The following is a 23,534-nucleotide window of genomic DNA, read 5'->3' as shown; positions in this document are numbered from 1 at the left end:
TACCTGTTGCCCTCATGCGTATCAGCGTGGTGGACGTGGGTTCGAACACGGTCCGGCTCATGGTGGCGGACGCCGAGGGCGGGGTCCCGCTGCCGGTGCACACCGCGAAGTGGCGGCTGCGGCTGTCCGAGCAGGTCAGGCCGGGTGGTCCGGTGCCGGAAGAGGCCGTGGAGCGGCTCGTCGAGGCGGTCGCCGACGCGAGCAGGACCGCGGACCGGTGGGGTGCGTCGGGACCGCTGGCCTTCGCGACCGCCGTGGTGCGCGCCGCGCCGAACCGGCGTGAGGTGCTGCGCACCGTGCAGGCCCGCACCGGCGTGCCGCTGTGCACCCTGCCGGGCGAGGTGGAGGCGGAGCTGACGTTCCTGGGGGCCCGGCGCTGGATGGGCTGGCGGTCGGGGCCGCTCGCGCTGCTGGACATCGGCGGCGGCTCGCTGGAGATCGCGTTCGGGCGGGGCCGGCTGCCGGGCTTCGTGGCCTCGCTGCCGCTGGGTGCGGCCCGGCTCACCCACGAGTTCCTGGCGGGCGGTCAGGACCCGGCGTCGCCGGACCAGCTCAAGGCGTTGCGCCGCAAGGTCCGCCACCAGCTGCGGGACGCCGCCGCGCGGATCCGCTGGGAGGGGCCGCGGACCGCCGTGGCCACCTCGCGGACCTTCCAGCAGCTCGGGCGGCTGTGCGGCGCCCCGCCGGGCCGCCACGGGCCCTTCACCGAGCGGCGGATGCGCTGCTCGGACCTGGGGGACGCGGTGGTGCGGCTGGCCGCGCTGTCCGCCGCCGAGCGGGCCCGGCTGCCGGGCATCTCCGCGCCGCGCGCGGCGCAGAGCCTGGCCGGCGCCGTGGTGGGCCACACCGCGATGAAGCTGACCGGTCTCGAGTCGGTGGCGCTGTGCCCCTGGGCGATCCGCGAGGGCGTCCTGCTGCGCCACATCGAGGAGGGCCCGTCCTGGTGGTCGGAGGTCGTCCGCCGCAGCGACGAGGCCGCTCCCCCGGCGCCGGTGCCCCTGCGCCTGGCGTCCACGTCGAACTGAACGACGGCGAGCACGAGCCGTACCCACGCAAGGGCGGCGAGCACGAGCCGTACCAACGGAAGGAGGACCCCGTGTCCCAGGACGGCGAGCACGACCACAAGCAGCCCGAGACCGCCATCGAGGAGGTGCTGCGGGAGATCGAGGAGGCCAGGCCCCGCGACGCGGAGTCCGACGAGGGCGCGCGCCGGGGCGAGGCGGGGGACGCCACCTCGCCGAACACCGGTGCCCAGGAGGACGTCGAGGGCGAGTGACGGGCCGCTGAGCGCGGCCGGGGGTGCCACGGCGGTGTCCGGGTACTCGCGGCGCATGGAGTACGACCGCGAAGGACCACAGCTGCCGACCGCCCGGGGACCGGTCTCCGGGGCCGTCGGCGCACACCTGCTCGGCACGGGCCCGCTGCCCTCCCCCGAGGCCGTCGCCGCCGCGCCCGTCTACGGCGACGACCTCCAGCTCGCCCTGTACCAGTGCTACGAGCTGCACTACCGGGGCTTCGCGGGCGTCTCCCCCGGCCTGGAGTGGGACCCCGGCCTGCTGGGCGTGCGGGCCGCGCTGGAGGGGCGTTTCCTGTCCGCCCTGCGGGCCGACACCCCGGTGCACGACAGCGTCGCGGACGCGGTCGGGGCGCTGCTCGTCGAGCCCGTCCACGGGGAGGGGGTCAGCCACTTCCTGCGGGACGAGGGCGAGTGGTGGCACCTGCGCGAGTACGCGGCCCAGCGCTCCCTCTACCACCTCAAGGAGGCCGACCCGCACGCCTGGGTGCTGCCGCGGCTGTGGGGCCGCCCGAAGGCGGCCATGGCGGCGGTGGAGTTCGACGAGTGGGGCGGTGGCCGCGCCGAGCGGGTGCACGCCCGCCTGTTCGCCGACCTGATGACGGATCTGGAGCTGGACACCGCGTACGGGGCCCATCTGGACGCGGCCTCGGCCGAGTGCCTGGCCACGGTGAACATGATGTCCCTGTTCGGTCTGCACCGGTCGCTGCGCGGGGCCCTGGTGGGGCATTTCGCGGCGGTGGAGATCACCTCGTCGCCCGGTTCCCGGCGGCTCGCCGAGGCCATGCGGCGCACCGGTGCGGGCCCGGCCGCCGAGCACTTCTACGACGAGCACGTCGAGGCCGACGCGGTGCACGAGCAGGTAGTGCGGCACGAGGTGATCGACGGTCTGCTGGAGCAGGAGCCGGGGCTGGCGGCGGACGTCGTGTTCGGCATCGACGCGACTGAACACCTGGAGGACCGCTTCGGCGCCCGACTGCTCGCGGACTGGCGCGCGGGGCGGTCCTCCCTGCTCAGGCCGCTGCCCGCCACTCACCGCGTACCCGGGGAGATCGCCCATGTTTCGTGACGGCCGGGGTACCTGGGTTGCGTGAATTTCATGGTGCTACCGGGCGTCTACGCCCCTCAGGAGGACACCGCCCTGCTGGCCGGGGCGCTGTCCGACGAGTCGCTCCCGCCGGGCGCGGCCGTGCTCGACGTGGGCACAGGCTCGGGTGCCCTCGCCCTGGCGGCGGCGCTGCGGGGCGGCCGGGTGACCGCGGTGGACGTGTCGTGGCGCGCGGTGTGCGCAGCGCGACTCAACGCGGCCCGGGCCGGGCTGCGGATCCGCGTCCGGCACGGCAACCTCTTCACGCCGGTACGCGGCGAGTCGTTCGACCTGGTGCTGGCCAATCCGCCGTACGTGCCGGCCCCGGGCGCCGGCCATCGGCCGCGTGGTGCCGCACGGGCCTGGGACGCGGGGCACGACGGCCGTATGGTCCTGGACCGGATCTGTCTGGAGGCGCCCCGGATGCTGCGCCCGGGCGGAGTGCTGCTGCTCGTGCAGTCGGCGCTGAGCGATCCCGCCAGGACCGAGGCGCTGCTGCGCGAGGCTGGCCTGAAGGCCGCGGTGATCCGGCGGCGGCGGATCGCCTTCGGTCCGGTGCTGCGCGGCCGGGAGCGCTGGCTGCGGCAGCGCGGGCTGCTGGCCCTGGCCGAGCACGAGGAGGAGTTGGTGGTCGTCCGTGCCGAACTCCCCGTCTGACGTCCCGGGCCCCCCGTCCGACGTCCCGCGCCCCCCGTCCGACGGTTCGCGCCCGGCGGACGCCCCGCGCCGGATCAAGGTCCAGCGCCGGGGGCCGCTGCTGGTGGAGGGGCCGGTGGAGGTGGAGCTGGAGGACGGCACGACAGTGTCCTCCGACCGCTTCCGGGTGGCGCTGTGCACCTGCCGGCGCAGCCGGCGCTTCCCCTGGTGCGACACCAGCCACCGCGCCCGGACGTCCGGCGCCGGTGACGGGCCGCCGGCGGACGGGCAACCGCGTCCGTGAACCGGGAGGGCGGCGGACGGCCCCACTCCGTCCGCCGCCCCCGGTGCGGGCCCGCGGGACCCGTACGGCGGCGCTCGCACTCCCCAGTAGCGAGCAGCCGATCACGCCGTACCGTCCCGGCGGTCCCGGTCCTCAGAACGTGAAGACGCTCGCGCTGCCCGCGTTCTTCACGCACTCGTTGGCGAAGGTGCGTTCGTAGGAGAGGCGCCGACCCTGCCAGACCCCGTCGACGGTGACGACCACGGGGGCGTACTCCCGGGTGCACATCACCGAGTCCTCGGCGGCCAGGGCGTCCGGGTCGCCGTGCGCGGCGCGCAGTTCGGCGCAGGCCGCGTCGGCCGCCGGGTGGGTGCCGGAGGCGGTCGGGGCGCAGGTCAGGGTGACCGCGCGCAGGGGTGCGGCGGTGGCAGCGCTCTCTCCGTGCCCCACGGTCAGCACCAGGGCCGAGGGGGCGTAGAGCGACGCGGGGGCGGTGGCCGGGGAGGCGAGGGAGGCCCCGGCGAGGGGCCCGCAGACGGCGGTGGCCGTCAGGCCCAGAGTCGCTGCCCAGCGCGCGGTGTTCCGCATTGTGTGCATCCTTCCGCTCGTTTCGAGGGTGGTGCCGCTCCGGCCCCGGTAGGTGCTGGAACGGCGAGCGCGAGTCTGCCGAGTCCGGCACCGAAACTCATCTCGACCCCATACGTTTCGGTAACCTTGCGTATTGAATCAGTGGCGTGAAGTCACGGATTTTGAACGTTCCAAGTCCACAACTGGGCTTTTCTAGATCGAATGTTGAGACCGGAACTGGCCGAATGGCGTGATCCGCACCTTCGCCAATCGGCCTGAAACACCCCTGAAACAGGCCCGTCGACCCTGGGGGCCGCCCCCTGCATACCCGCGGGTATGGTGCCGGCAGCGCGAGCTCGACGACGAGAGGCGGACGTGGGATGCCGAAGCACTGGGCGGACTTCCAGTACGAGATCTATCTGAACGGCATGACGGGCGCGGTGCCTCGCCTGCCCACCGACCTGACCCGGCTGGAGGAACTGACCGAGCGGCGCCTGGGCCCCGGCCCCTTCGGCTACGTAGCGGGCAGCGCGGGCGACGGCAGCACCGCCCGCGCCAACCGGGCGGCACTGGCCAGGCGCCGGATCGTCCCGCGCATGCTGCGGGACGTGCACGAGCGCGACCTGCGGGTCGAGGTGCTGGGCCGTGACCTGCCCGCCCCGCTGGCGCTCGCGCCGGTCGGGGTCCTGTCGATCATGCATCCGGACGCCGAGCCCGCCGCCGCACGGGCCGCCGCGGCCCAGGGCGTGCCGTACATCCTCTCCTCCGCCTCCAGCACGCCCATGGAGCAGGTCGCCGAGGCGATGGGCGACGCGGAGCGCTGGTTCCAGCTGTACTGGCCGAAGGACCGCGAGGTGGCGCGCAGCTTCCTGGACCGGGCCCGGACGGCCGGGTACACCGCGCTGTTCGTCACGCTGGACACACCGCTGCTGTCCTGGCGCCCGCGCGACCTCGACCAGGCGTACCTGCCGTTCCTGCACGGAGTGGGCACCGCCAACTACTTCTCCGACCCGGCCTTCGTGGCCGGGCTGGCCAAGCCGGTCCACGAGGACCCGAACGCGGCGGTGATGCATTTCGTCGGCATGTTCTCCGATCCCGCCAAGTCCTGGCCCGACCTGGCGTTCCTGCGGGAGAACTGGGACGGTCCGATCGTCCTCAAGGGCGTCCTGCACCCGGACGACGCCCGGCTCGCCGCCGACGCCGGGATGGACGGCGTGGTCGTGTCCAACCACGGCGGCCGCCAGGTGGCCGGTTCCGTCGCGGCGGCGGACGCCCTGCCGCGCGTCGTGGAGGCGGTCGGCGACCGACTCACCGTGCTGTTCGACAGTGGCGTCCGCACCGGCGACGACGTCTTCAAGGCACTCGCGCTCGGCGCCCGTGCCGTGCTCCTGGGCCGTCCCTACGTCTACGGCCTGGGCCTGGACGGTCAGGCGGGCGTCGAGCACGTGATCCGCTGCCTGCTGGCCGAACTGGACCTCACCCTGGCCCTGTCCGGACACGCCTCACCGGCCACGCCGGTCCCCGCCGACCTGGTGGAGGACCCGGCGTGAGGGGACGACGGCGCCGTCCCCCGGCAGGTGCGGGTCCGCTCAGCCGTCGGACAGGTCCACCGCCCGCGCGCCCGGTGCATCGGTGCGGGCGATCGACAGGGAGCCCTCCGCCGTCGGCACCGGGTCGGTGCGCCAGCGCTGGGTCTCGGAGCCGTCGTGCACCTTGACGACGATGTCGGCGTCCGGGGCGCCGTTGGTGGCGGCGAGCGCGAGCAGCTTCTGTCCGCGCGGCACCAACTCGCCCCGGGCGGTCACGTCGTAGCGCACGTCGTCGCCCCGCTCGGTGCCCTCGTCGGCGCAGGTACCGAGGATGACGACGCCGGCGTCCGCGCGCGAGTCCAGACACAGCCCCGGGTCGGCGACGCTGCGCAGCAGCCCGTCGTCCTCGTACGTCCACTGCTGGGTCCAGTCCTCGGAGCACTCCGCCAGCCGGGCACCGGCCCCGGCCTTCGGCTCGCCCCGGACGTCGAGGCAGAGGTCGGCGGCGGCGTTGCGCAGCCGGGTGCGGTCCGCCGCCGTGGGCATCTGGGCCGCGTCGGGCGGTTTCGGGCGGCTCGTCGCGGACGTCTCGCCGTCGCCGTCGACCGCGCTGGTGGAGGCGGCCGGATCGGCGCCGCCGCCGTCGTAGGACCACACGCTCACCACGAGCACGATGGCCAGCACCCCGGCGGAGGCGGCGCCGAGCTGCCGGAGCACCGACCGTCCGGAACGCGGCCGGCCCGGCGTCCCGCGCACGGGCACCGGAATCCGGGCCAGCAACCCCGGGCGTGAGCCGCGGTGCCGGGCGGCGCCCTTGGCCAGCGCGCCGAGCGTCGCCCGCGCCGGACGGGAGTCGAGATAGCGCCGGGCGCCCCAGCCGAGCACGGCTTCGGCTATCAGGGTGCCCAACTCTCGCTCGAAATGGCCGAGTTGGTCGGCCGCGTGCCGGCAGTGACGGCAGTCCGCGAGATGCTTGCGGACGTCCGGCAGCAGGGCGCCGCCCCGGCGGATCGGGACGTCGAGCAGCCGGCCCTGGAAGCGGCACTCCTGGCTCGGCGCGAGCTGCCGGTGGGCGTGCAGACAACCCTCGCGGAATTTCTCACGCGCTTGTTCGAGAGTGGCCGACGCGGTGTCGGTGTCCATGCCCAGCAGACCGGCCGGGACACTTATCGACTCGCCTTCGACCTCCGTGTGCCACAGCAAACAACGGGCGGGGCCGGGAAGAGAGGCGAATGCCCGGGCGGCCAGCGTGCGGTTTTCCGGGGTCAGGGACTTCGCCGCCCGCATACCCCGTCCGCCGGCCGGTTTGAGCAACTGCGGCAGGGCACTGGATATCGCGTCGTCGGCGGACCACTGGCGGACCGTGTCCCGCACGGCCACCAGCAGCCGCGGGCGCAGTGCGGTGGCCGCTTCACCCTCGGCGAGCCGGGCCAGCACCCGCTGCCAGGCCGCCGCGGTGACCATGGCGGTGACCTGCGCCGAGGTGGCGAGGCAGATGGCCGCGTAGTCGTGCGCGGGCTGCCAGTGGCGGGCCATCAGCAGCGCGGCGATCCGGGCACTCTCGCTCTCCGGACCGTCCCGGAGCCGCGCGGCGAGCAATTCGTCGGACTCCCCGGGATCCCCGCCCGAGGGCGGGTATGCGGGCCGAGGGGGGTGGGGGGTGGGCACTGAGATGTTTCCTTCCCACGCGCAGGCGACTCAGAAGTTCCGATCGCCGAAAAGGACCCACCAATTGGTGTGTACCTCTTGGGCGGAGCGCGAGAGGTGTGAATTCGCCATGGCGAAATCGGACCCGGCCCGTCAAAGCGCGTGCGAGACCCGGCCTTTACCCCCCGCACGGGTGCTTCACTCTCGCACAAACCACTCATGGTCAACAAGGCGACCGGGCAACATCGGCCGCCTTTGAAAGAAGGTCAGAATCCGCGGCACGCCAAGAGGGCCGCACCGGCTTTCCGTTTTCTCGGCGGAAGCGGCGCGACCCTCGACGGAGGCGGGACAGGATCAGCCGGTCACCCCTGGTCCGCCACGAAGGAGGCCATCCGGGCCAGCGCGGCGTTCCAGTTGATCGTGTGCTCGTTGGTCGACCAGGACTGGATGTCGTCGATGAAGCAGAACTGGCCGACGCAGCCCTGGAGTTTGCTCTGTGCGTAGGGGTCCTGGATGCTCGAGTTCGGACCGCCGGACAGGGTGCCGTCGGGCGGCGCGGGCAGGGCGGGGTCGAGCTGGTGGGCGTACCAGCGGCTGTGCTGGTTGTGCGCGTTGACCTCGCCGTATCCGGTGACGTACGACATGTTCAGCGCGTTGCGGCCGAGGATGTAGTCCATGCTCTGGACGGCGCCGTCGCGGTACTTGGAGCCGCCGGTGATGTCGTAGGCGGTGGCGAGGACGACCGCGTTGTTCAGGATCTGGTGGCTGGAGCCCCAGTCGTACACGTTGCCGACGGGGGCGTAGGGCATGCCGTACGGGTGTGCCTTCAGCGTGGCCAGGTAGCCGTCGGCGCCCCGGACGACGGAGCGGCGGACCTGGTCCCGGCCGGGGAGGCGGCTGGGGACGGTCGCCAGGTCGAGGCGGGCGGGGACGGCGGTGCTCGCCCAGTCGAAGCTGATCGGCCCGAAGATGTCGGCGGTGTGCACCGGGGAGGCCAGCACGTACTCCTTGAAGTCCCGCTCCCCCGTCGTCAGGTACAGCTCGGCCGCGGCCCAGTAGAAGTCGTCGGCGACCTTGGCGTCGGGGTAGGCGCCGCCGCCGATGCCGTCGTTCTCGTCGGCGAGCAGGTCCGGGTGGGCGAGCGCCGCCTTCCAGGCGGTGCGGGCGGCGTCGAGCGCCTGCGCGGCGAACTTGCGGTCGTAGGGCCGGTACAGGCGGGCGGCCTGCGCGGCCGTGGCCGCCAGGTTGAGGGTGGCCGCGGTGGTCGGCGGGTGCAGCTCGCGCTTTTGCGGGTCGTCGCTCGGCAGCAGCGGCAGCCCGGTCCACTGTTCGTCGTGGATCTTGTGGTGGGCCATCCCGGCCAGCGGCTGCCCGTCCGGCACCTGCATCTTCAGCAGGAACTCCAGCTCCCAGCGGGCCTCGTCGAGGATGTCCGGCACCTTGTTGCCGCTCTCGGGGATGTCGAGCGAGCCGTCACCGAGCTTCGCCGGCTCCCCGGTACGGGCGTGCAGGGAGCGCTCGTAGGTGCTGAGCAGCTCCCAGGTGGAGATGCCGCCGTTGACGACGTACTTGCCGTGGTCGCCGGCGTCGTACCAGCCGCCGGAGACGTCGAGGGTGTAGTCGCACACGCCGGGTTGGCAGGGCACCTCGGTGTCGCCCTGGTTGGGTGCCGTGCCCACGTGTCCGGCGGGGCGTCCGTAGCCGGGGCGGAGTTCGTCGCTGATGGCAGTGCCGCTGCGCTGCGTGTAGTAGTACTTCGCGGAGTCCAGGCGCAGCCGCTCGTAGGCGGCCGTCCCGATGTCGAAGGGGCGGCTGGTCTCGCCGTCGGCGACCAGCGTGTAGCCCTCGCCGCGCTTCTTGTGGCGGCCGAAGTCGATCGAGTGGACGTTCTGCCCGGAGGAGGCGTCGACGCCGCGCGGCTTGCTCCAGCCGTGGGCGACGACCCGTCCGGCGTCGTCCTTCAGCTGCCAGGGCAGCCGGGAGGTGGCATCGGTGACGAGCGTGGCGTTCTTGGGTCCCGAGGGCAGGTAGGCGACCTGGTTGACCCGCACCCTCGGCCCGGTGTCCGGCACGTACGGTTCGGGCGCCACGCCGCCCAGCAGGGACACGTCGTCCACGCAGAACCGCCAGGCGTCCGGCGTGCCGCCGAGCTGGAAGCCGACCTGCCCCTGGGCGGTGTCCACGGGCGAGGTGAAGGTGTACGAGTAGGTGTTGCCGGACACGCTCAGCTGCGGGCTGATCTCGTAGTACGTGTCGTACGGGGAGACCGACAGGCCGACGATCGCCCGGACCACGTGGTCGGCGGGCGTACCGGTGGCGGTGAAGGAGAACTTGTACGACTCCCCCGCGACCAGGGTGACGTCGTTCTGCCCGACTGCGGCGTCCCAGCGGTTGGTGGTGCCGCCGGGGGCGTCGGCGCACAGCCGGCCGTCGGTCACGGCGGCGGTGACGTTGCTGCTCGCCCACCAGGAGTCGGTGCCGTTGTCGAAGGTGCCGTTCCTGACCTGCTCGGTCTCCTCGGCGCCGGCCGGGGCGGCGGGCAGCGCGGTGACGGCCGCCGCCAGCAGGGCCGTCAGGGAGACGAGCGCGGTTCTGCGTCTTTTCACGTCCGGGCTCCTCGGGGGAGGTGGCGCTCGCCAGGAAAATGGGAGCGCTCCCAAATGCGGTCGCAGGCCATGCTTGTGGCAGACATGACACGCCGTCAACGGTCCGGACGGGACCGGTTTCCGAAGTCCGCTCTCCGGTGCCCGATTCCCGTCCGGACCGCCCCGCGAAGACTCAGGCGGCGGGTGCCTCCAGACGGCTGACGCGGATCGCACCTCGTGCCTCGCCGGGGTGACGGCTGGTCAGCGTGAGACGGATCCGGGAGCCCCGGAGCCGGTCGAAGGCGACGACCGTGGGCGTGTCGGAGGCGGTGGCCCACTCGGTCCGGACCCCCGTGGCCGCACGCCAGGCTCGGCCGTCCCAGACCTCCACCCCGACGGCCGCGGGCAGGCTGTGCCCGTCGTCCACGGTGAAGGAGACCTCGACCCGGTCGTAGGTGCGCGTGCGCCCGTGGTCGACCGAGATCCAGTCCTCGGCGCGGGCCCCGTCGAAGGCGGGCAGCAGCGCGGTTGCGGCCTTGTGGAAGCCGTTGGACCAGCCGGTGGCCGGGTCGCCGTCCAGCACGGCGGCGGGGAGGGTGTCGGGCCGCCCGGAGTAGCTCGCGTCCGCGTGCGGGTGGTCCACGGGCGCCGGGTGCTCGGGGCGGAACTCCGGTGCCGGCGTGGTCGCCCGGTCCGGGGCCCGCCGGGCGCGGACCGTCGCCGTGCCGGTGCGCAGCCCGTCCGTGCGGGCGGTCACGCGGACGGTGCCCGGGCGGGTGCCGGACCGGACGATCGCCAGCGCCTTGCCGTGGAAGGCGGTACGGGTGCTCGCCTGATAGCGCTCGGCGCTCTCCTGGCGGCCGTTGTCGAGCCCGGCGAGCGAGCCGCCCGCGACGTCGAAGGAGATCAGGTGCTCGGCGCCGGGCACGACCACCCCGTGCCGGTCGACCACCTCCGCGGCGACGAAGACCAGGGAGCGGCCGTCCGCGTCGACGGACTCGCGGTCCGGCGTGAGGCGCACGGCGTGCGGCGCGCCGGCGGTCCGCAGGACGTCGGTGGCGACCGCCGTGGCGCCGCGCCTGGCGACGGCCTTCAGCTCACCCGCCTCGAAGGGCACCCTCCAGGTCAGGTGCAGCTTGCCCGCGCTGCCGTTCGGACTGGTGTAGCTGCCGGGGTAGGGACCGTCGGTGAAGGTCTTGTCGTCTCCGGTGGCCTCGGTGGTCTCCAGGTAGGTCCGGCCGTCGACGGTCTTCTTGCGGTCGAAGCGGCGGGTGCCCAGCGACTTGCCGTTCAGGTACAGCTCGACGGTATCGACGTTGGTGTACGCCCAGACCTCGACGGTGTCGCCCTCACGGTGGTTCCACGTCGTCGGCAGCAGGTGGACCATCGGCTCGTCGGTCCACTGGCTGCGGAACAGGTGGTACATGTCCTTCGGGAACCCGGCCGTGTCGACCGCGCCGAAGAAGGACGCCTTCACCGGGAAGACGTCGTACGGCGTGGGCTCTCCGATGTAGTCGATGCCGGACCACAGGAACTGCCCGGCGAACCACTTGCGGTCCCGGTCCTTCTTGTGTCCGTACTCGCCGCTCATCGTCCAGGAGGCGAGGTTGTTGTCGTAGGACGAGGTGGCCCGCCCGCCCGGCGTGTGGTTCTCGCCGGTGTTCAGGTGCTCGGGCTCCTGGTAGGTGCCGCGGGTGGAGGTCTCGGACGACGACTCGGACTCGAAGAGGAACAGGTGCGGGTAGGCCGCGTGCAGGTCGTCCACCGACTTGGCGGTGTTGTAGTTGAGGCCGAGTCCGTCGAGCTTGGCGAGCATCAGGTCGGCGGCGGAGCCCTTGGCGGGCATCCGGCGGTACTTGTCGGAGCCGATGACCAGGGGGCGGGTGTCGTCGGCGGCCCGGATGGCGTCGATGATCCGGTCGGCCATGGCGAGTCCGGCGGTGGCGGTGGAGTCGGGGACCTCGTTGCCGATGGACCACATGACGACGGCGGGCGAGTTGCGGGCCGCGAGCACCATCTCGGTGGCGTCCCGCTCGCACCACTCGTCGAAGAACCGGCCGTAGTCGTAGCGGTTCTTGCCGGTGCGCCAGCAGTCGAACGCCTCCACCAGCATGATGATGCCCATCTCCTCGCAGACCTCGATCATCTCGGGCGAGGGCGGGTTGTGGGAGGTGCGGAAGGCGTTGACGCCCATCGACTTCATGAGGGTCAGCTGGCGGCGGATCGCGTCGATGCTGACGGCGGCGCCGAGCGCGCCGAGGTCGTGGTGCAGGTCGACGCCCTTGATCTTGGCGTACCTGCCGTTGAGGTGGAAGCCCTCGTCGGGGTCGACGTGGAAGGTGCGGATGCCGAACGGGGTGCGGTACGTGTCGACGGTCCGGCCGCCGACGCGCAGTTCGGTGTGCAGCGTGTAGCGGTGCGGGCTCGCGAAGTCCCAGCGCCGCGGTCGTTCGACGGTGAGTTCGTGGGTCCCGGTGGCCGCGTCGGTGACGTCCACGGTGGAGGCGGTGCGCGCCACGGTGCGGCCGTCGGCGTCCTTGACCGTCGACCGGATCTCGACCTCGCGTGCGGTGCCCGAGGCGTTCACCACCTGCGTCGCCACCCGGACGACGGCGCTGTCCTCGCTCACCGTGGGCGTGGTGACGTACGTGCCCCAGCGCCGTACGTGCACCGGCTCGGTGACGACCAGGCGGGCCTCGCGGTAGATGCCGCTGCCGGAGTACCAGCGGCTGCTGGGCAGTTGGTTGCGCACCCGCACCGCGAGGACGTTCTCGGTGCGGCCGTCGGTGTGCACCAGGTCGGTGAGGTCGAGGGCGAATCCGGTGTAGCCGTAGGGGTGGTGGCCGACCTCCCGGCCGTTGCAGTGGACGCGGGAGTCCATGTAGACACCGTCGAACTCGACCGAGATCCGCTTCCCGGCGAGCGCGGGCGGCAGCGTGAAGGCGAGGCGGTACCAGCCGAGGCCGCCCGGCAGGAAGCCGGTGCCGCTGGTGGTGCCGTGTGCGGTGGTCGGTGTCTGCTCGATGCTCCAGTCGTGCGGGACGGCGACCTCGCGCCAGGCCGAGTCGTCGTGGGCGGGATCGGCGGCGTCCGCGGTGTCCTCGGCCCCGCCGTCGAGGTCGACCAGCCGAAAGCGCCAGCCGTCGCGCAGCGCGACGGTGCTGCGGCCCGCGGGGCCGCCGGTCGCGTCCGCGGCCCACGCCGACGGGGCGGTGAGCGCCATCCCGGCCGCGGGCGTGGCGGCGGAGGCGATCAGAACCGATCTGCGCGTGACCGTCATGGCGGATCTCCCTCATCAGAACACATCGAGGCTCATCAGAACTCAGAAGTACTCACAAGCGATCGCGAACAAACAGATTCTGACGTCGAGCCATACGTGCTCGTCAAGGCCACGGAAAGCACTTTCTGTCCGGCGCCGACCGGACCGTGCGGTGACCTGCGCGGCGGCCGGGTCCCCTGGGCCCGATGGGTTCGGGTCCGCACGGGGCCCGAACCCACTAGGCTGGGAAGAAGGTGACGCGCTGATCACTGTGAGTGTGCGCAATGGAGTGGCGACGATGAGTCCGGTCAACCCGTTCGACGATGCCGCCACGGCCCGCGCCGTCGTCGACGGCTCCGGCACCTTGCGGGAGTGGAACGAGGGCGCCCGCCTGCTGCTCGGGCACCCGGCCGCCGAGGTCGTGGGGCGCCCCGCCGCCGAGCTGCTCGCGGACGACCGCGACGGCACACCCCCCGGACGCGACGACGAACGCTGGAGCGGCACCCTCGCCCTGCGCCACCGCGACGGACACACCGTGTCGGTCTGGGTGCTCGCCCACCGCAGAGCGGCGGCGGACGGCACCCCGGCCACGTGGCTCGCCGTCACCCCCCTGCGCGCCGGCCCCGAACCGGAGGACGACCCCCTGGTCAGAGCGGCCCTCACGCAGTCGCCCTGCGCCATGATGATCTTCGACGACCAGCTCCTGCTGCGGGGGGCCAACGACGCCATGGCGGGGCTGCTGGGACTCCCGCCGGACCATGTGCGCGGGCTGCGGGCCACCGACTTCGGCGACCGGCCGCAGAACGCGGAACTGGAGCGGCAGATGCGGCGCGTGCTGGCCTCCGGCCGTCGGCACGACATGCAGGCCCGCCTCAAGGCCGTGGGCGAGAGCCGCGCCCACGCGTGGAACGCCCGTATCGCACCGCTCACCGACGCCGGGGGCCGGGTGCGCGGCGTGTGCGTGAGCGCCCACGACTTCACGGAGCAGCACCGCGCCCGCGAGCGGCTGCAACTGGTCAACGAGGCCAGCGTGCGCATCGGCACCACCCTCGACGTCACCCGTACGGCGCAGGAACTGGCGGACGTGTGCGTCCCCCCGCTCGCCGACTTCGTCAGCGTCGACCTGCTGGACCCGCACGAGCACGGCGGTGAGCCCGCCACCGTGGTCGAACCGCCGGTCGGCCTGCGCCGCACGGCGCACCGGTCGGTCGCCCCGGACCAGCCCCCGGCGGTGACCGGGACCGGGCAGCTGGACGTCTACCCGGCCGGCTCGCCCCAGGCCGAGTGCCTGCTCTCGGGGCAGGTGATCGTCGCCTCGGCGGCCTACGGCGACCTCGAACGCTGGCACCAGTGGGACCCCGCCCGCCTGCGGCGGGTGAAGGAGTACGGCATTCACTCCACGATGTCGGTGCCGCTCCAGGCCCGCGGCACCACCCTCGGCGTCGCGGTCTTCACCCGGTTCCGGCGCCCCGACCCCTTCACCCACGACGACGTGCTGCTCGCCGAGGAGGTCAGCGCCCGCGCCGCGGTCTGCATCGACAACGCCCGCCGCTACTCCCGCGAGCGCGAGGCCACGCTGACCCTGCAGCGCAGTCTGCTGCCCCGGTGGCTGCCGCCCACCGCCGCGGTGCAGGCGGCGTCCCGCTACCTCCCCGCGGCCCGCTCGGGCGTCGGCGGCGACTGGTTCGACGTCATCCCGCTGTCCGGGATGCGGGTCGCCATGGTCGTCGGGGACGTCGTCGGCCACGGCATCCCGGCCTCGGCCACCATGGGCCGGCTGCGTACCGCCGTGCGCACCCTCGCCGACATCGACCTGACGCCCGAGGAGTTGCTCACCCACCTCGACGACCTGGTCGTCCGGCTGTCCGAGGAGTCGGGCGACGACCGGGCGGGCGAGGTCGGTGCGACGTGTCTGTACGTGGTGTACGACCCGGTGTCCCGGCGCTGCTCGATGGCCCGGGCCGGACACCCGGCGCCCGTGCTGGTCCCGCCGGACGGTCCGCCCGAGCAGGTGGAGCTGCCCTCCGGGCCACCGCTGGGCGTGGGCGGCCTCCCGTTCGAGTCGGCCGAGCTGGAGCTGCGCGAGGGCACCGTGCTGGCGCTGTACACCGACGGTCTGGTGGAGAGCCGGGACCGGGACACCGACGCCGGCCAGGCACTGCTGCGCGAGGCTCTGGCCGCTCCCGCCGACTCCCTGGACACCGCCTGCGACCGGGTGCTGCACCGCCTCCTGCCGTCGGGCAGCGCCGCGGACGACGTGGCCCTGCTGCTGGCCCGGACCCGGGGACTGCCTGCCGGGCAGGTCGCCACCTGGGACATCCCCGCCGACCCGGCGCTGGTGGCCCCGGTGCGCAAGCAGGTCCTCGACCGGCTGTCCAACTGGAACCTGCTGGAGGCGACCTTCACCGCCGAGCTGGTCGTGAGCGAGCTGGTCACCAACGCCATCCGGTACGGTTCCCCGCCGATCCGGCTCCGGCTGATCCACGACACGGCCACCCTGATCTGCGAGGTCTCCGACACCAGCCACACCGCGCCGCATCTGCGCCGGGCCAGGACCTGGGACGAGGGCGGGCGCGGTCTGCTCCTGGTGGCTCAGCTCACCCAGCGCTGGGGCAGCAGGCACACGACCGAGGGCAAGACGATCTGGGCCGAGTTGGGGCTGCTCGACGACGAGGAGTGAGCCGCTCGACGGTGAGCCCCCTGGATGCGGAGTGCGCCCCCTCGTTTTCCGAACGGTGCGCCGGGACACTCGGCAGTACAGGGCGTACGGTGCCGGTCGTGCCGGGACCGTGCGCGAGAGCCCGACGGGAGTGTGGAGAAGCGATGGCGAACACGCCCCAGCCGCTGCGCCGGACGGCCCTGCTCGCGAGCGGGGTCGCGCTGCTCGGTCTGCTGACCGCCTGCGGCAACGAGAGCGCCACGTCGAGCGGCACCCCGCAGCCGAGCGAGGCCGCCCGCACGGTCGGCGCGGACCAGTCGAGCGGCACCGCGACGCCCGGCGACACCGCGCCCGCCGTCGGCGCCGCGCCCAGCGACACCGCGGGTTCGGCCTCCGCGTCGGCCCGCACCGACGGCCGCTGCCACACCTCGGAGCTGCGGGCCACCGTCGGCCGGGTGGACCCGGGGGCCGGTCAGCGCAACTTCCCCGTCGTGCTGACCAACACCTCCGACCGCACCTGCACGGTGTACGGCTATCCGGGCGCCGCCTTCGTGGATGCGTCCGGCAAGCAGCTGGGCCCGGACCCCGAGCGCGCGCCGGGCTCCCCCCAGACGGTCACGCTGACTCCGGGCAAGAGCGCGTGGGCCGGGCTGTCCTTCTCCAGTCCGCAGATCAGCGGCGCCCGCACGGCCACCCCGGCGACGCTGCTCGTCACCCCGCCGGACGAGCGGGAGCCCCTCGAGGTGAAGTGGACGGCCGGCGAGGTCCCGGTCGGCGGCAACGCGTCGTCGGTGTCCGTCACCGCCCTGGAGGCGGGCACCGGTCCCTGAGGCGCCGGCGCCCGACGGTTCCGGTGCCGCTCAGTGACCGGCGATCGGGTGCGGCGCGTAGGGCCGCTCCAGTTCCTCGGTCTCCTTCTCGCTCAGCGTGAGTTCGACCGCGGCCACGGCGTCCGCCAGGTGACCCGGCCTGGCGGCGCCGACGATGGGCGCGGTCACCGTGTCCTGGCGCAGCAGCCATGCCAGGGCCACCTGGGCCCGCGGGACGCCGCGTTCGCCGGCGATGCGGGTGACCGCCTCGACCACGGCGCGGTCGCCCTCCTGATAGAGGGTGCTGCCGAAGGTGTCGGTGGCACTGCGCCCGGTGGCGGTGTCCCAGTCGCGGGTGAGGCGGCCGCGGGCGAGCGGGCTCCAGGGCAGCACGCCCACGCCCTGGTCCGCGCAGAGCGGCAGCATCTCGCGCTCCTCCTCGCGGTAGACGAGGTTGTAGTGGTTCTGCATGGACACGAACCTCGTCCAGCCGTGCCGCTCGGCGGTGTACTGCATCTTGGAGAACTGCCAGGCGTACATCGAACTGGCTCCGATGTAGCGGACCTTGCCCGCCTTCACCAGGTCGTGCAGGGCCTCCATGGTCTCCTCGACCGGGGTGTGCGGGTCGAAGCGGTGGATCTGGTAGAGGTCGACGTAGTCGGTGCCCAGGCGTCGCAGGCTGTGGTCGATCTCGGTCATGATCGCCTTGCGGGACAGTCCGGCGCCGTTCGGTCCGGGCCGCATCCGGCCGTTCACCTTCGTCGCGAGCACGATGTCGTCCCGGCGGGCGAAGTCGGCCAGCGCCTTGCCGACGATCTCCTCGCTGGTGCCGTCGGAGTAGACGTTGGCCGTGTCGAAGAAGGTGATGCCGGCCTCCAGCGCCTGCCGGATCAGCGGTCGCGAGGCCTCCTCGTCGAGGGTCCACTCGTGCGCGCCGCGGTCGGGGACGCCGTAGGTCATGCAGCCCAGGCAGATCCGCGACACGTCCAGGCCCGTCGAACCGAGCTTCACGTACTGCATCGTTGCTGCTCCTGCCTTCGGGATGATCGGTAGCAGGGCGAGCGTACGTCTTCGAGCGGGCTCGGACCTCGTCCGGGTCAGCGCGGTTCGAGCAGGTCCAGGGCTCGTTCCCAGCCGAACTCCGGTCGGCCGCCACCCTCCACCGCCTCCCCGGCGCACGGGTCGCCGAAGCGCACGCCCATCCCGCGCAGCCGGGCCAGGCTCTCCCGGTACGCGGGGTGGGCGGCCAGTGCGTCGCCCACGCAGGGCAGGACGGCGACCGGGACGCCGAGGCCGCACGCCTCGCACAGGGTGGCCACGGCGAGGGTGTCGGCCAGGCCCGCGGCCCACTTGTTGATCGTGTTGAAGGTGGCGGGTGCGACCACGACGGCGTCGGGCGCCGGGAAGGGCCGCGGGTCGCCCGGCGTGCGCCAGGCCGAGCGGATCGGGCGGCCGGTCCGCTCCTCGACGGCGGCCGCGTCGAAGAAGCCACCCATGGCGACCGGTGTCGCTATGACCCCGACCTCCCAGCCGCATTCCCGCGCCGCGTCGATCAGCCGGCCGACGCCGTCGGCCACGCCCGCGGCGCAGACGACGACGTAGAGGAAGGGCCCCGCCGCCCCGTCGCTTCCGCTTCCACCCTGTTCGCTCATCCCGGAACCCTACTGGCGGCCCTCGGTGCGTGGCTGCGCCGGTCCCGCCCATGGGCGTCCTAGACGGTCCCGGCGTCCTCCGGGTCCCCGGCGGTGATCGCGCCCACCGGGCAGGCGCGGGCCGCCTCCCGTACCAGCGCGCTGCCGGCGCCGTCCTCCCGGCCGGGCCGCAGTGTGCTGTAGCCGTCGTCGTCCTGGGTGAAGACGCCGGGGGCGACCATGACGCACTGGCCCGCGCCGATGCAGGTGTCCTTGTCGATGCCGATACGCATGTGCCGGACCCCCTCCTACCAGGTCACGGGGAGTTCCAGCATCCCCTGGATCGTGTCGCCGGGTTTGAAGGGGATCTCGTCGGCCGGGGCGGCCAGGCGGAGCGTGGGCAGCCGGTCGAAGAGGGTCCGCAGGGCGATCTCCAGTTCGGCGCGGGCGAGGTTCTGGCCGAGGCACTGGTGGATGCCGAAGCCGAAGGCGACGTGGTGGCGGGCCGGGCGGTGCCAGTCGAGGGCGTCCGGGTCGGGGTAGACGCTCTCGTCGCGGTTGATGACGGAGGTCGAGAAGACGACCCCGTCGCCGCTCCGGATGGTCTGCCCGTCCACCTCGATGTCCTCGGTGGCCATCCGCAGCAGCCCGTCGGCGATCGACAGGAGGCGCATCAGCTCCTCCACCGCGCCGGGCAGCAGCGCGGGGTCCGCGCGCAGTTCGGCCAGCCGTCCCGGGTTGGTCAGGAGGGTGTACGTACCCAGCGAGATCATGTTGGCGGTGGTCTCGTGGCCGGCCACCAGCAGGATCACCGCGAACGCGACGAGCTGCTCCCGGTCGATTCCGCCCTCGTCCGGCTGCCGCCTGACCAGGTCGTCCAGCAGACCCTCGCCGGGGGCCTCGCGCTTGCGGTCGACCAACTCGCCCAGATACGCCTCCAGTCGGTCACGGGCGTCGAGGGTGTCGGCGGGAAGGGGGCCGCGCAGCAGCCGACGGGACTGTTCCTCGAAGAACTCGTGGTCGGCGTACGGCACCCCGAGCAGGGCGCAGATCACCATCGAGGGCACGGGCAGCGCGAAGGCCGTCACCAGATCGGCGGACGGGCCCCGCGCGACCATCGTGTCGAGCCGTTCGTCGACGATGCGCTGGATGTGCGGGCGCAGCGCGGCGGCCCGCCTCAGGGTGAACTCCGGGAGCACCATCTTGCGCTGGGTGCGGTGTTCGGGGTCGTCGACGCCGAGCAGGGCGGTCTTGCGTCCGCGTACGCCGGCCAGTCGCGCCGTGGTGACGGGGAAGCCGTCGCGGGTGCGGTCGGTCGACAGGCGCTGGTCGGCCAGCAGCCGGCGGGCGGCGGCGTGTCCGGTCACCAGCCAGGCCGGGCGGCCGTCGAAGAGCGTGATCCGGGCCAGCGGCCGGGCGGCGCGCAGCGGGTCGTAGGCGGCGGGCGGGTGGTAGGGACAGGTCCGGTCCTGCGGGAAGGCGACGGGGGACGCGGCCCTCTGGTCCGTGGCCGGGCCCGCGTCCGTAGTGGGGGTGTCCGTCATGGAAGACCTCGCAGACGAAGAGTGCGTCGTGCCGATCTTCATTAGATGCCTCGGGCACCTATGGAGCGACGGCAAGTTCGGCCAGATCGGTGGCGCGGGCAGACTGGCCGGGGATCACCGCTCGGGGGCGGCGGGAGAGCTGCCGTGCCGGTCCGAAGGGTGGAGCGCGTGGCGCGATCGGGACCTCCGGAGCCCTGGGCCGTACCCGGGAACTGGCCGAGCGGCACGGTGTGGCGGCCGATGGCCGGACCCGGTCCGTCCGGTTGCCCCCGCGGTCGAGGGACACGAGGGTCGGGACGGGGTAAGGATGGTCGTGTGCCGGCCGGGCGTGCCGATCTCTCGGCCGGTCGGACGACACGACGAACACGGACGGACACACATGCCTCTTGACGGCGAGTACGAACCCAGCCCGACGCAGTGGGTGCGTGAACAGGTCGAGCTGTACGAGAGCTCCGGCGGCACCAAGGGCACGACTCTGATGGACACCGGCCTACCGGTGATCGTGCTGACCACCCGGGGCGCGCGGAGCGGCAAGATTCGCAAGACGCCGCTGATGCGCGTCGAGCACGAGGGCCGCTACGCCGCGGTCGCCTCCCTGGGCGGGGCTCCCAAGCACCCGGTCTGGTACTTCAACGTGATCACCGATCCCCGGGTGGAGCTCCAGGACGGCCCGGTGAAGCAGGACATGACGGCACGTGAGGTCACCGGCGCGGAGAAGGCAGAGTGGTGGGAGCGCGCGGTCGCGGCGTTCCCGCCGTACGCGGACTACCAGGAGAAGACGGACCGGGAGATCCCCGTCTTCGTCCTGGAGCCGTCCGACGCGGGCTGAACCGGGCGCGCGCGAAGTTTCCCGGTAGCGGCGCGCATGGAGCGGCGGGGTGCCGGGAACACGTCGGTCAGGCCCCGCCGCGTTCCCCCGTCGCGGCGGGGCTTTTCGCCGCTTGCCGCGCGGGCCGGTCGGTGACGTCGAGGAAGACCTGCCGGGCCTCGGGGACGGTGCGTGCGATCGACCTCTTGATGCGCATGGAGACCTCCTCCACCCGTTCGCTGTCCAGGCCGGGCACCAGGTCGACGCGGGCCGCCACCAGGGTCGAGTCGAGGCCGGTCTTCATGGTGAACAGCGCCTCGACACTGTCGATCTCCGGCTGGGCCCGCAGCAGCGCCCTGATCCGGCCGCTGGCCTCCGGGTCGGCGGCCTCGCCGATCAGCTGGTCGCGGGCCTCACGGCCCAGCCGGTAGGCCACGTAGACGAGCAGTGCGCCGATGGCGAGCGAGGCGCATGCCTCCCACACCACCTGTCCGGTGACCATGTGCAGCGCCATGCCGGTCATGGCGAGGCAGACGCCGAGCACCGCGGTGCCGTCCTCGGCGACGACCGTACGCAGCGCCGGGTCCCGCAGCCCGGCGGCGAGCCCGCCCTGGCCCCGCACCTGGTGCAGGGCCCGCAGCAGGGAGCCGCCCTCCGCGAGCAGGGCGATGCCGAGCACGATCAGTCCGGCCACGTAGCCGCCGAGTTTCTCGTCGGCGCCGGTGCGCAGGGCCTCGGCGCCCTGGAAGAAGGAGAAGCAGCCGCCCATGACGAAGATGCCGACGGCCGCGAGGAGCGACCAGAAGAACCGTTCCTTGCCGTAGCCGAAGGGGTGCCGCCGGTCGGCGGGCCGGCGGCTGCGGCGCAGGGCGGCGAGGAGGAAGATCTCGTTCATGCTGTCCGCGACCGAGTGTGCCGCCTCCGACAGCAGCGCGGGGGAACCCGCGACGAACCCGCCGACCGCCTTGGCGACGGCGATCACCAGGTTGGCGGCCAGCGCCACGAGTACGGTGACGCGCGTCCTGCGGTCGGCCTTCCGGCCCGTCTTGTCTTCCCCGGCTGTCCCAGTCACGAAGGCCCGACTGCCCCGGCCGGCCGGACTCACACCCCGCCTTGCGGGTGGCCGCCAGTGCCGACGGGCGAAAACGGGGAACGCCTACACAGGGACACATGGACGGCGGAAGGGCAGAGAAATGAGCGGTGACGACGGGACGCCCGGGAACAGCGGCTACGGGAGGAAGGCGTTCAAACGGTCCCGGAGCCACTTCGCGGACCGGATCACGGCGGACGGCCGGGACGGCTGGCCGGTGGAGGCCGGCCGCTACCGGCTGGTGGTGAGCCGCGCCTGTCCGTGGGCGAGCCGCGCCCTGGTCGCACGGCGGCTGCTCGGCCTGGAGGACGCCCTGTCCCTGGCGGTCGCCGACCCGATCCAGGACGACCGCAGCTGGCGCTTCACGCTGGACCCGGACGGCCGCGACCCGGTCCTCGGCATCCGCTACCTGAGCGAGGCGTACGACCGGCGGGAGACCGGCTATCCGGGCGGGGTGAGCGTGCCCGCGGTCGTGGACGTGCCCAGCGGGGCGCTGGTCACCAACGACTACCAGCAGATCACCCTCGACCTCGCGACCGAGTGGGCCGCCCTGCACCGGCCGGGTGCGCCCGACCTGTATCCGCGGGGCCTGCGCGACGAGATCGACGAGGTGATGGCCGGGGTCTACGAGGACGTCAACAACGGCGTGTACCGGGCGGGCTTCGCCACCGGGCAGGAGGAGTACGAAGCCGCCTGCGCGGGGGTGTTCCGGCGCCTGGAGCAGTTGACGCCCCGGCTGGAGCGGCAGCGCTACCTGGTCGGGGACACGATCACGGAGGCGGACATCCGGCTGTTCACCACCCTGGTCCGCTTCGACGCCGTCTACCACGGCCACTTCAAGTGCAACCGCTGGAAACTGACGGAGAATCCGGTGCTGTGGGCGTACGTCCGCGATCTGTTCCAGACGCCCGGATTCGGCGACACCGTCGACTTCGACCACATCAAGCGGCACTACTACCAGGTGCACACCGGCATCAATCCGACCGGCATCGTGCCCATGGGCCCCGACCTGGCCGGCTGGCTCACCCCCCACCACCGGCAGGAGCTGGGCGGGCGTCCGTTCGGCGAGGGCACCCCGCCGGGGCCGGTCCGGGCCGGCGAGGAGGTACCGGTGCGGGGCAGGCCCTGACCCGCACCGGTGGGCACACGACCATTCAGCGCACACCAGGCAAGGAGATCCCCATGGCGAAGAAGAAGCAGAAACTCCCCCTCGCCTACAAGCCCGTCGGGTTCGCGCTCGGCTGGCTGGGCGGCACGCTCGCCGGGATGACGTTCCAGAAGACCTGGAAGGTCATCCGGCACGAGGACGACGCGCCCGACGCCCTGGACCCGGACCGCGGCTGGGGCGAGATCCTGCTGGCCGCCGCGATCCAGGGCGCCATCTTCGCCGCGGTGCGCAGCGCCGTGGACCGCACGGGCGCGAAGGCCATCCAGCGCTCCACCGGCGCCTGGCCGGTCGCCGGAAAGGGCGGCCGGGACTGACCACGGCCGGGGCCCGGATCGGGCCTGACCCGAACGACACCCCCTAGCCCTGTTTGGGTGCCGTCGGGGCGAGGGCGCGGCGGAGGGTGAAGGAGTGCCCGGCCGGGTCGGAGAAGCCGCGCTCCTCGTGCGGACCGGCCGGGTCCTTCGCCTCGACCGGGCGTCCGCCGAGCCCCACGATCGCGCGCTCGGCCTCGTCCAGGTCGGCCACCACGAAGTCCAGGTGGACCTGGAGGGAGTTCTCCGGGCGCGGCCAGCTCGGCGGGGTGGCGTTCACGTCCCGTCGGAAGGCCATGCGGAAGCCGCGGGGGCCCTCGATCTCGATCCGGTTGGCGCTCACGTCGCTCTCCTCGGCGCCCAGCAGCCCCTTGTAGAACTCGGCGAGCCGCTCGGGTTCGGCGCAGTCGAGCACTACGACGCCCGCGTTGACCAGTGCCATGTCTCCTCCGAAGGATTCCGGGCGCGGGGCGTCGTGCCCCGTGCCCTCTACCTTGCGGATGTCCCGGTTCGGCCGAATCAGTCGGCGGCCGGCCACCGGCCGGCCCGTCGCGATCGCGTCGGCCCGCGCTGCCGGACGGCGCCGGGAATGGCACGATCACTTCGGAGGTTGCAGACCGTGCCGCC

At 73.1% G+C, this 23,534-nt stretch carries 21 protein-coding genes; 11 read left to right on the top strand and 10 right to left on the bottom strand.

Annotated elements, in window-relative coordinates:
* The first annotated feature begins 14 nt into the window (after positions 1-14).
* From IE258_RS29700 to IE258_RS29680, 5 genes are all read left to right on the top strand, one after another.
* Positions 15-1,025 (top strand): Ppx/GppA family phosphatase, encoded by a 1,011-nt coding sequence (locus IE258_RS29700; RefSeq protein WP_189748605.1) that lies wholly within the window; start codon positions 15-17, stop codon positions 1,023-1,025.
* Positions 1,026-1,096: 71 nt separating this feature from the next.
* Positions 1,097-1,276, top strand: a complete 180-nt coding sequence (locus IE258_RS29695) for a hypothetical protein (protein WP_189748602.1) — start codon at positions 1,097-1,099, stop codon at positions 1,274-1,276.
* 55 nt (positions 1,277-1,331) lie between these two features.
* A complete protein-coding gene (locus tag IE258_RS29690) occupies positions 1,332-2,363 on the top strand; it encodes an iron-containing redox enzyme family protein (protein ID WP_189748661.1) in 1,032 nt (343 codons plus the stop codon).
* Between the two features lie 30 nt (positions 2,364-2,393).
* Positions 2,394-3,038 (top strand): HemK2/MTQ2 family protein methyltransferase, encoded by a 645-nt coding sequence (locus IE258_RS29685; protein ID WP_189748600.1) that lies wholly within the window; start codon positions 2,394-2,396, stop codon positions 3,036-3,038.
* Between the two features lie 73 nt (positions 3,039-3,111).
* The gene (locus IE258_RS29680) at positions 3,112-3,321 is read left to right on the top strand and encodes a CDGSH iron-sulfur domain-containing protein (RefSeq protein WP_189748658.1); all 210 of its coding nucleotides are present in this window, start codon (positions 3,112-3,114) and stop codon (positions 3,319-3,321) included.
* A 132-nt stretch (positions 3,322-3,453) separates the two neighbouring features.
* On the opposite strand, the gene IE258_RS29675 is transcribed toward IE258_RS29680, so the two are convergent.
* A complete protein-coding gene (locus IE258_RS29675) occupies positions 3,454-3,888 on the bottom strand; it encodes a protease inhibitor (protein ID WP_159330542.1) in 435 nt (144 codons plus the stop codon).
* Between the two features lie 359 nt (positions 3,889-4,247).
* On the opposite strand from IE258_RS29675, the gene IE258_RS29670 reads away from it, so the two are divergent.
* Positions 4,248-5,417 carry a lactate 2-monooxygenase gene (locus IE258_RS29670; protein WP_189748597.1) on the top strand — a complete coding sequence of 390 codons (1,170 nt, stop codon included), beginning with the start codon at positions 4,248-4,250 and terminating at the stop codon, positions 5,415-5,417.
* A 39-nt stretch (positions 5,418-5,456) separates the two neighbouring features.
* Here IE258_RS29670 and IE258_RS29665 read toward each other — a convergent pair whose 3' ends face one another.
* The 3 genes from IE258_RS29665 to IE258_RS29655 form a co-directional block, all read right to left on the bottom strand.
* On the bottom strand, positions 5,457-7,064 hold the full coding sequence (locus IE258_RS29665; RefSeq protein ID WP_189748594.1) for an RICIN domain-containing protein: 1,608 nt from the start codon (positions 7,062-7,064) through the stop codon (positions 5,457-5,459).
* A 341-nt stretch (positions 7,065-7,405) separates the two neighbouring features.
* Positions 7,406-9,649, bottom strand: a complete 2,244-nt coding sequence (locus IE258_RS29660) for a cellulase (RefSeq protein ID WP_189748591.1) — start codon at positions 9,647-9,649, stop codon at positions 7,406-7,408.
* 172 nt (positions 9,650-9,821) lie between these two features.
* On the bottom strand, positions 9,822-12,908 hold the full coding sequence (locus tag IE258_RS29655) for a glycoside hydrolase family 2 TIM barrel-domain containing protein (protein WP_189748588.1): 3,087 nt from the start codon (positions 12,906-12,908) through the stop codon (positions 9,822-9,824).
* A gap of 277 nt (positions 12,909-13,185) precedes the next feature.
* Here IE258_RS29655 and IE258_RS29650 point away from each other — a divergent pair, with 277 nt between their 5' ends.
* Positions 13,186-15,567, top strand: a complete 2,382-nt coding sequence (locus IE258_RS29650) for a SpoIIE family protein phosphatase (protein ID WP_189748585.1) — start codon at positions 13,186-13,188, stop codon at positions 15,565-15,567.
* A gap of 143 nt (positions 15,568-15,710) precedes the next feature.
* Positions 15,711-16,376 carry a DUF4232 domain-containing protein gene (locus IE258_RS29645; RefSeq protein WP_189748582.1) on the top strand — a complete coding sequence of 222 codons (666 nt, stop codon included), beginning with the start codon at positions 15,711-15,713 and terminating at the stop codon, positions 16,374-16,376.
* 30 nt (positions 16,377-16,406) lie between these two features.
* On the opposite strand, the gene IE258_RS29640 is transcribed toward IE258_RS29645, so the two are convergent.
* The 4 genes from IE258_RS29640 to IE258_RS29625 form a co-directional block, all read right to left on the bottom strand.
* Positions 16,407-17,375, bottom strand: coding sequence for an aldo/keto reductase (locus IE258_RS29640; RefSeq protein ID WP_189748579.1), 969 nt, complete (start codon positions 17,373-17,375; stop codon positions 16,407-16,409).
* Between the two features lie 77 nt (positions 17,376-17,452).
* Entirely contained in the window at positions 17,453-18,007 is a 555-nt protein-coding gene (locus IE258_RS29635) for a flavoprotein (RefSeq protein ID WP_189748577.1), read from the bottom strand.
* Between the two features lie 59 nt (positions 18,008-18,066).
* Positions 18,067-18,279: a ferredoxin gene (locus tag IE258_RS29630; protein WP_189748572.1), complete on the bottom strand. Its 213-nt coding sequence runs from the start codon at positions 18,277-18,279 to the stop codon at positions 18,067-18,069.
* Positions 18,280-18,294: 15 nt separating this feature from the next.
* Positions 18,295-19,530, bottom strand: coding sequence for a cytochrome P450 (locus IE258_RS29625; RefSeq protein WP_189748569.1), 1,236 nt, complete (start codon positions 19,528-19,530; stop codon positions 18,295-18,297).
* A gap of 379 nt (positions 19,531-19,909) precedes the next feature.
* On the opposite strand from IE258_RS29625, the gene IE258_RS29620 reads away from it, so the two are divergent.
* The gene (locus IE258_RS29620) at positions 19,910-20,359 is read left to right on the top strand and encodes a nitroreductase family deazaflavin-dependent oxidoreductase (RefSeq protein ID WP_189748566.1); all 450 of its coding nucleotides are present in this window, start codon (positions 19,910-19,912) and stop codon (positions 20,357-20,359) included.
* A gap of 67 nt (positions 20,360-20,426) precedes the next feature.
* On the opposite strand, the gene IE258_RS29615 is transcribed toward IE258_RS29620, so the two are convergent.
* Entirely contained in the window at positions 20,427-21,443 is a 1,017-nt protein-coding gene (locus IE258_RS29615) for a cation diffusion facilitator family transporter (protein ID WP_373309950.1), read from the bottom strand.
* An 88-nt stretch (positions 21,444-21,531) separates the two neighbouring features.
* Between IE258_RS29615 and IE258_RS29610 the strand changes: the two genes are divergently transcribed.
* Both IE258_RS29610 and IE258_RS29605 read left to right on the top strand, forming a co-directional pair.
* Entirely contained in the window at positions 21,532-22,557 is a 1,026-nt protein-coding gene (locus IE258_RS29610; RefSeq protein ID WP_189748563.1) for a glutathione S-transferase family protein, read from the top strand.
* A gap of 53 nt (positions 22,558-22,610) precedes the next feature.
* Positions 22,611-22,910, top strand: coding sequence for a DUF4235 domain-containing protein (locus IE258_RS29605; RefSeq protein WP_189748560.1), 300 nt, complete (start codon positions 22,611-22,613; stop codon positions 22,908-22,910).
* Positions 22,911-22,953: 43 nt separating this feature from the next.
* On the opposite strand, the gene IE258_RS29600 is transcribed toward IE258_RS29605, so the two are convergent.
* Positions 22,954-23,349: a VOC family protein gene (locus IE258_RS29600; protein ID WP_087804956.1), complete on the bottom strand. Its 396-nt coding sequence runs from the start codon at positions 23,347-23,349 to the stop codon at positions 22,954-22,956.
* Positions 23,350-23,534 lie beyond the last annotated feature (185 nt).

This window comes from Streptomyces tendae (assembly GCF_014650435.1).
GTDB lineage: Bacteria > Actinomycetota > Actinomycetes > Streptomycetales > Streptomycetaceae > Streptomyces > Streptomyces tendae.
The sequence above is the reverse complement of the archived record's forward strand: the minus strand, read 5'-3'. Positions and strand labels throughout refer to the sequence as shown.

What these genes read in the sequence shown, in the direction of transcription:
- IE258_RS29700 (WP_189748605.1), top strand. Translation starts at nt 15, where the DNA reads ATGCGTATCAGCGTGGTGGACGTGGGTTCGAACACGGTCCGGCTCATG.
- IE258_RS29690 (WP_189748661.1), top strand. Translation starts at nt 1,332, where the DNA reads ATGGAGTACGACCGCGAAGGACCACAGCTGCCGACCGCCCGGGGACCG.
- IE258_RS29685 (WP_189748600.1), top strand. Translation starts at nt 2,394, where the DNA reads ATGGTGCTACCGGGCGTCTACGCCCCTCAGGAGGACACCGCCCTGCTG.
- IE258_RS29675 (WP_159330542.1), bottom strand. Translation starts at nt 3,888, where the DNA reads ATGCGGAACACCGCGCGCTGGGCAGCGACTCTGGGCCTGACGGCCACC.
- IE258_RS29670 (WP_189748597.1), top strand. Translation starts at nt 4,248, where the DNA reads ATGCCGAAGCACTGGGCGGACTTCCAGTACGAGATCTATCTGAACGGC.
- IE258_RS29655 (WP_189748588.1), bottom strand. Translation starts at nt 12,908, where the DNA reads ATGACGGTCACGCGCAGATCGGTTCTGATCGCCTCCGCCGCCACGCCC.
- IE258_RS29650 (WP_189748585.1), top strand. Translation starts at nt 13,186, where the DNA reads ATGAGTCCGGTCAACCCGTTCGACGATGCCGCCACGGCCCGCGCCGTC.
- IE258_RS29645 (WP_189748582.1), top strand. Translation starts at nt 15,711, where the DNA reads ATGGCGAACACGCCCCAGCCGCTGCGCCGGACGGCCCTGCTCGCGAGC.
- IE258_RS29640 (WP_189748579.1), bottom strand. Translation starts at nt 17,375, where the DNA reads ATGCAGTACGTGAAGCTCGGTTCGACGGGCCTGGACGTGTCGCGGATC.
- IE258_RS29635 (WP_189748577.1), bottom strand. Translation starts at nt 18,007, where the DNA reads ATGAGCGAACAGGGTGGAAGCGGAAGCGACGGGGCGGCGGGGCCCTTC.
- IE258_RS29630 (WP_189748572.1), bottom strand. Translation starts at nt 18,279, where the DNA reads ATGCGTATCGGCATCGACAAGGACACCTGCATCGGCGCGGGCCAGTGC.
- IE258_RS29625 (WP_189748569.1), bottom strand. Translation starts at nt 19,530, where the DNA reads ATGACGGACACCCCCACTACGGACGCGGGCCCGGCCACGGACCAGAGG.
- IE258_RS29620 (WP_189748566.1), top strand. Translation starts at nt 19,910, where the DNA reads ATGCCTCTTGACGGCGAGTACGAACCCAGCCCGACGCAGTGGGTGCGT.
- IE258_RS29610 (WP_189748563.1), top strand. Translation starts at nt 21,532, where the DNA reads ATGAGCGGTGACGACGGGACGCCCGGGAACAGCGGCTACGGGAGGAAG.
- IE258_RS29605 (WP_189748560.1), top strand. Translation starts at nt 22,611, where the DNA reads ATGGCGAAGAAGAAGCAGAAACTCCCCCTCGCCTACAAGCCCGTCGGG.
- IE258_RS29600 (WP_087804956.1), bottom strand. Translation starts at nt 23,349, where the DNA reads ATGGCACTGGTCAACGCGGGCGTCGTAGTGCTCGACTGCGCCGAACCC.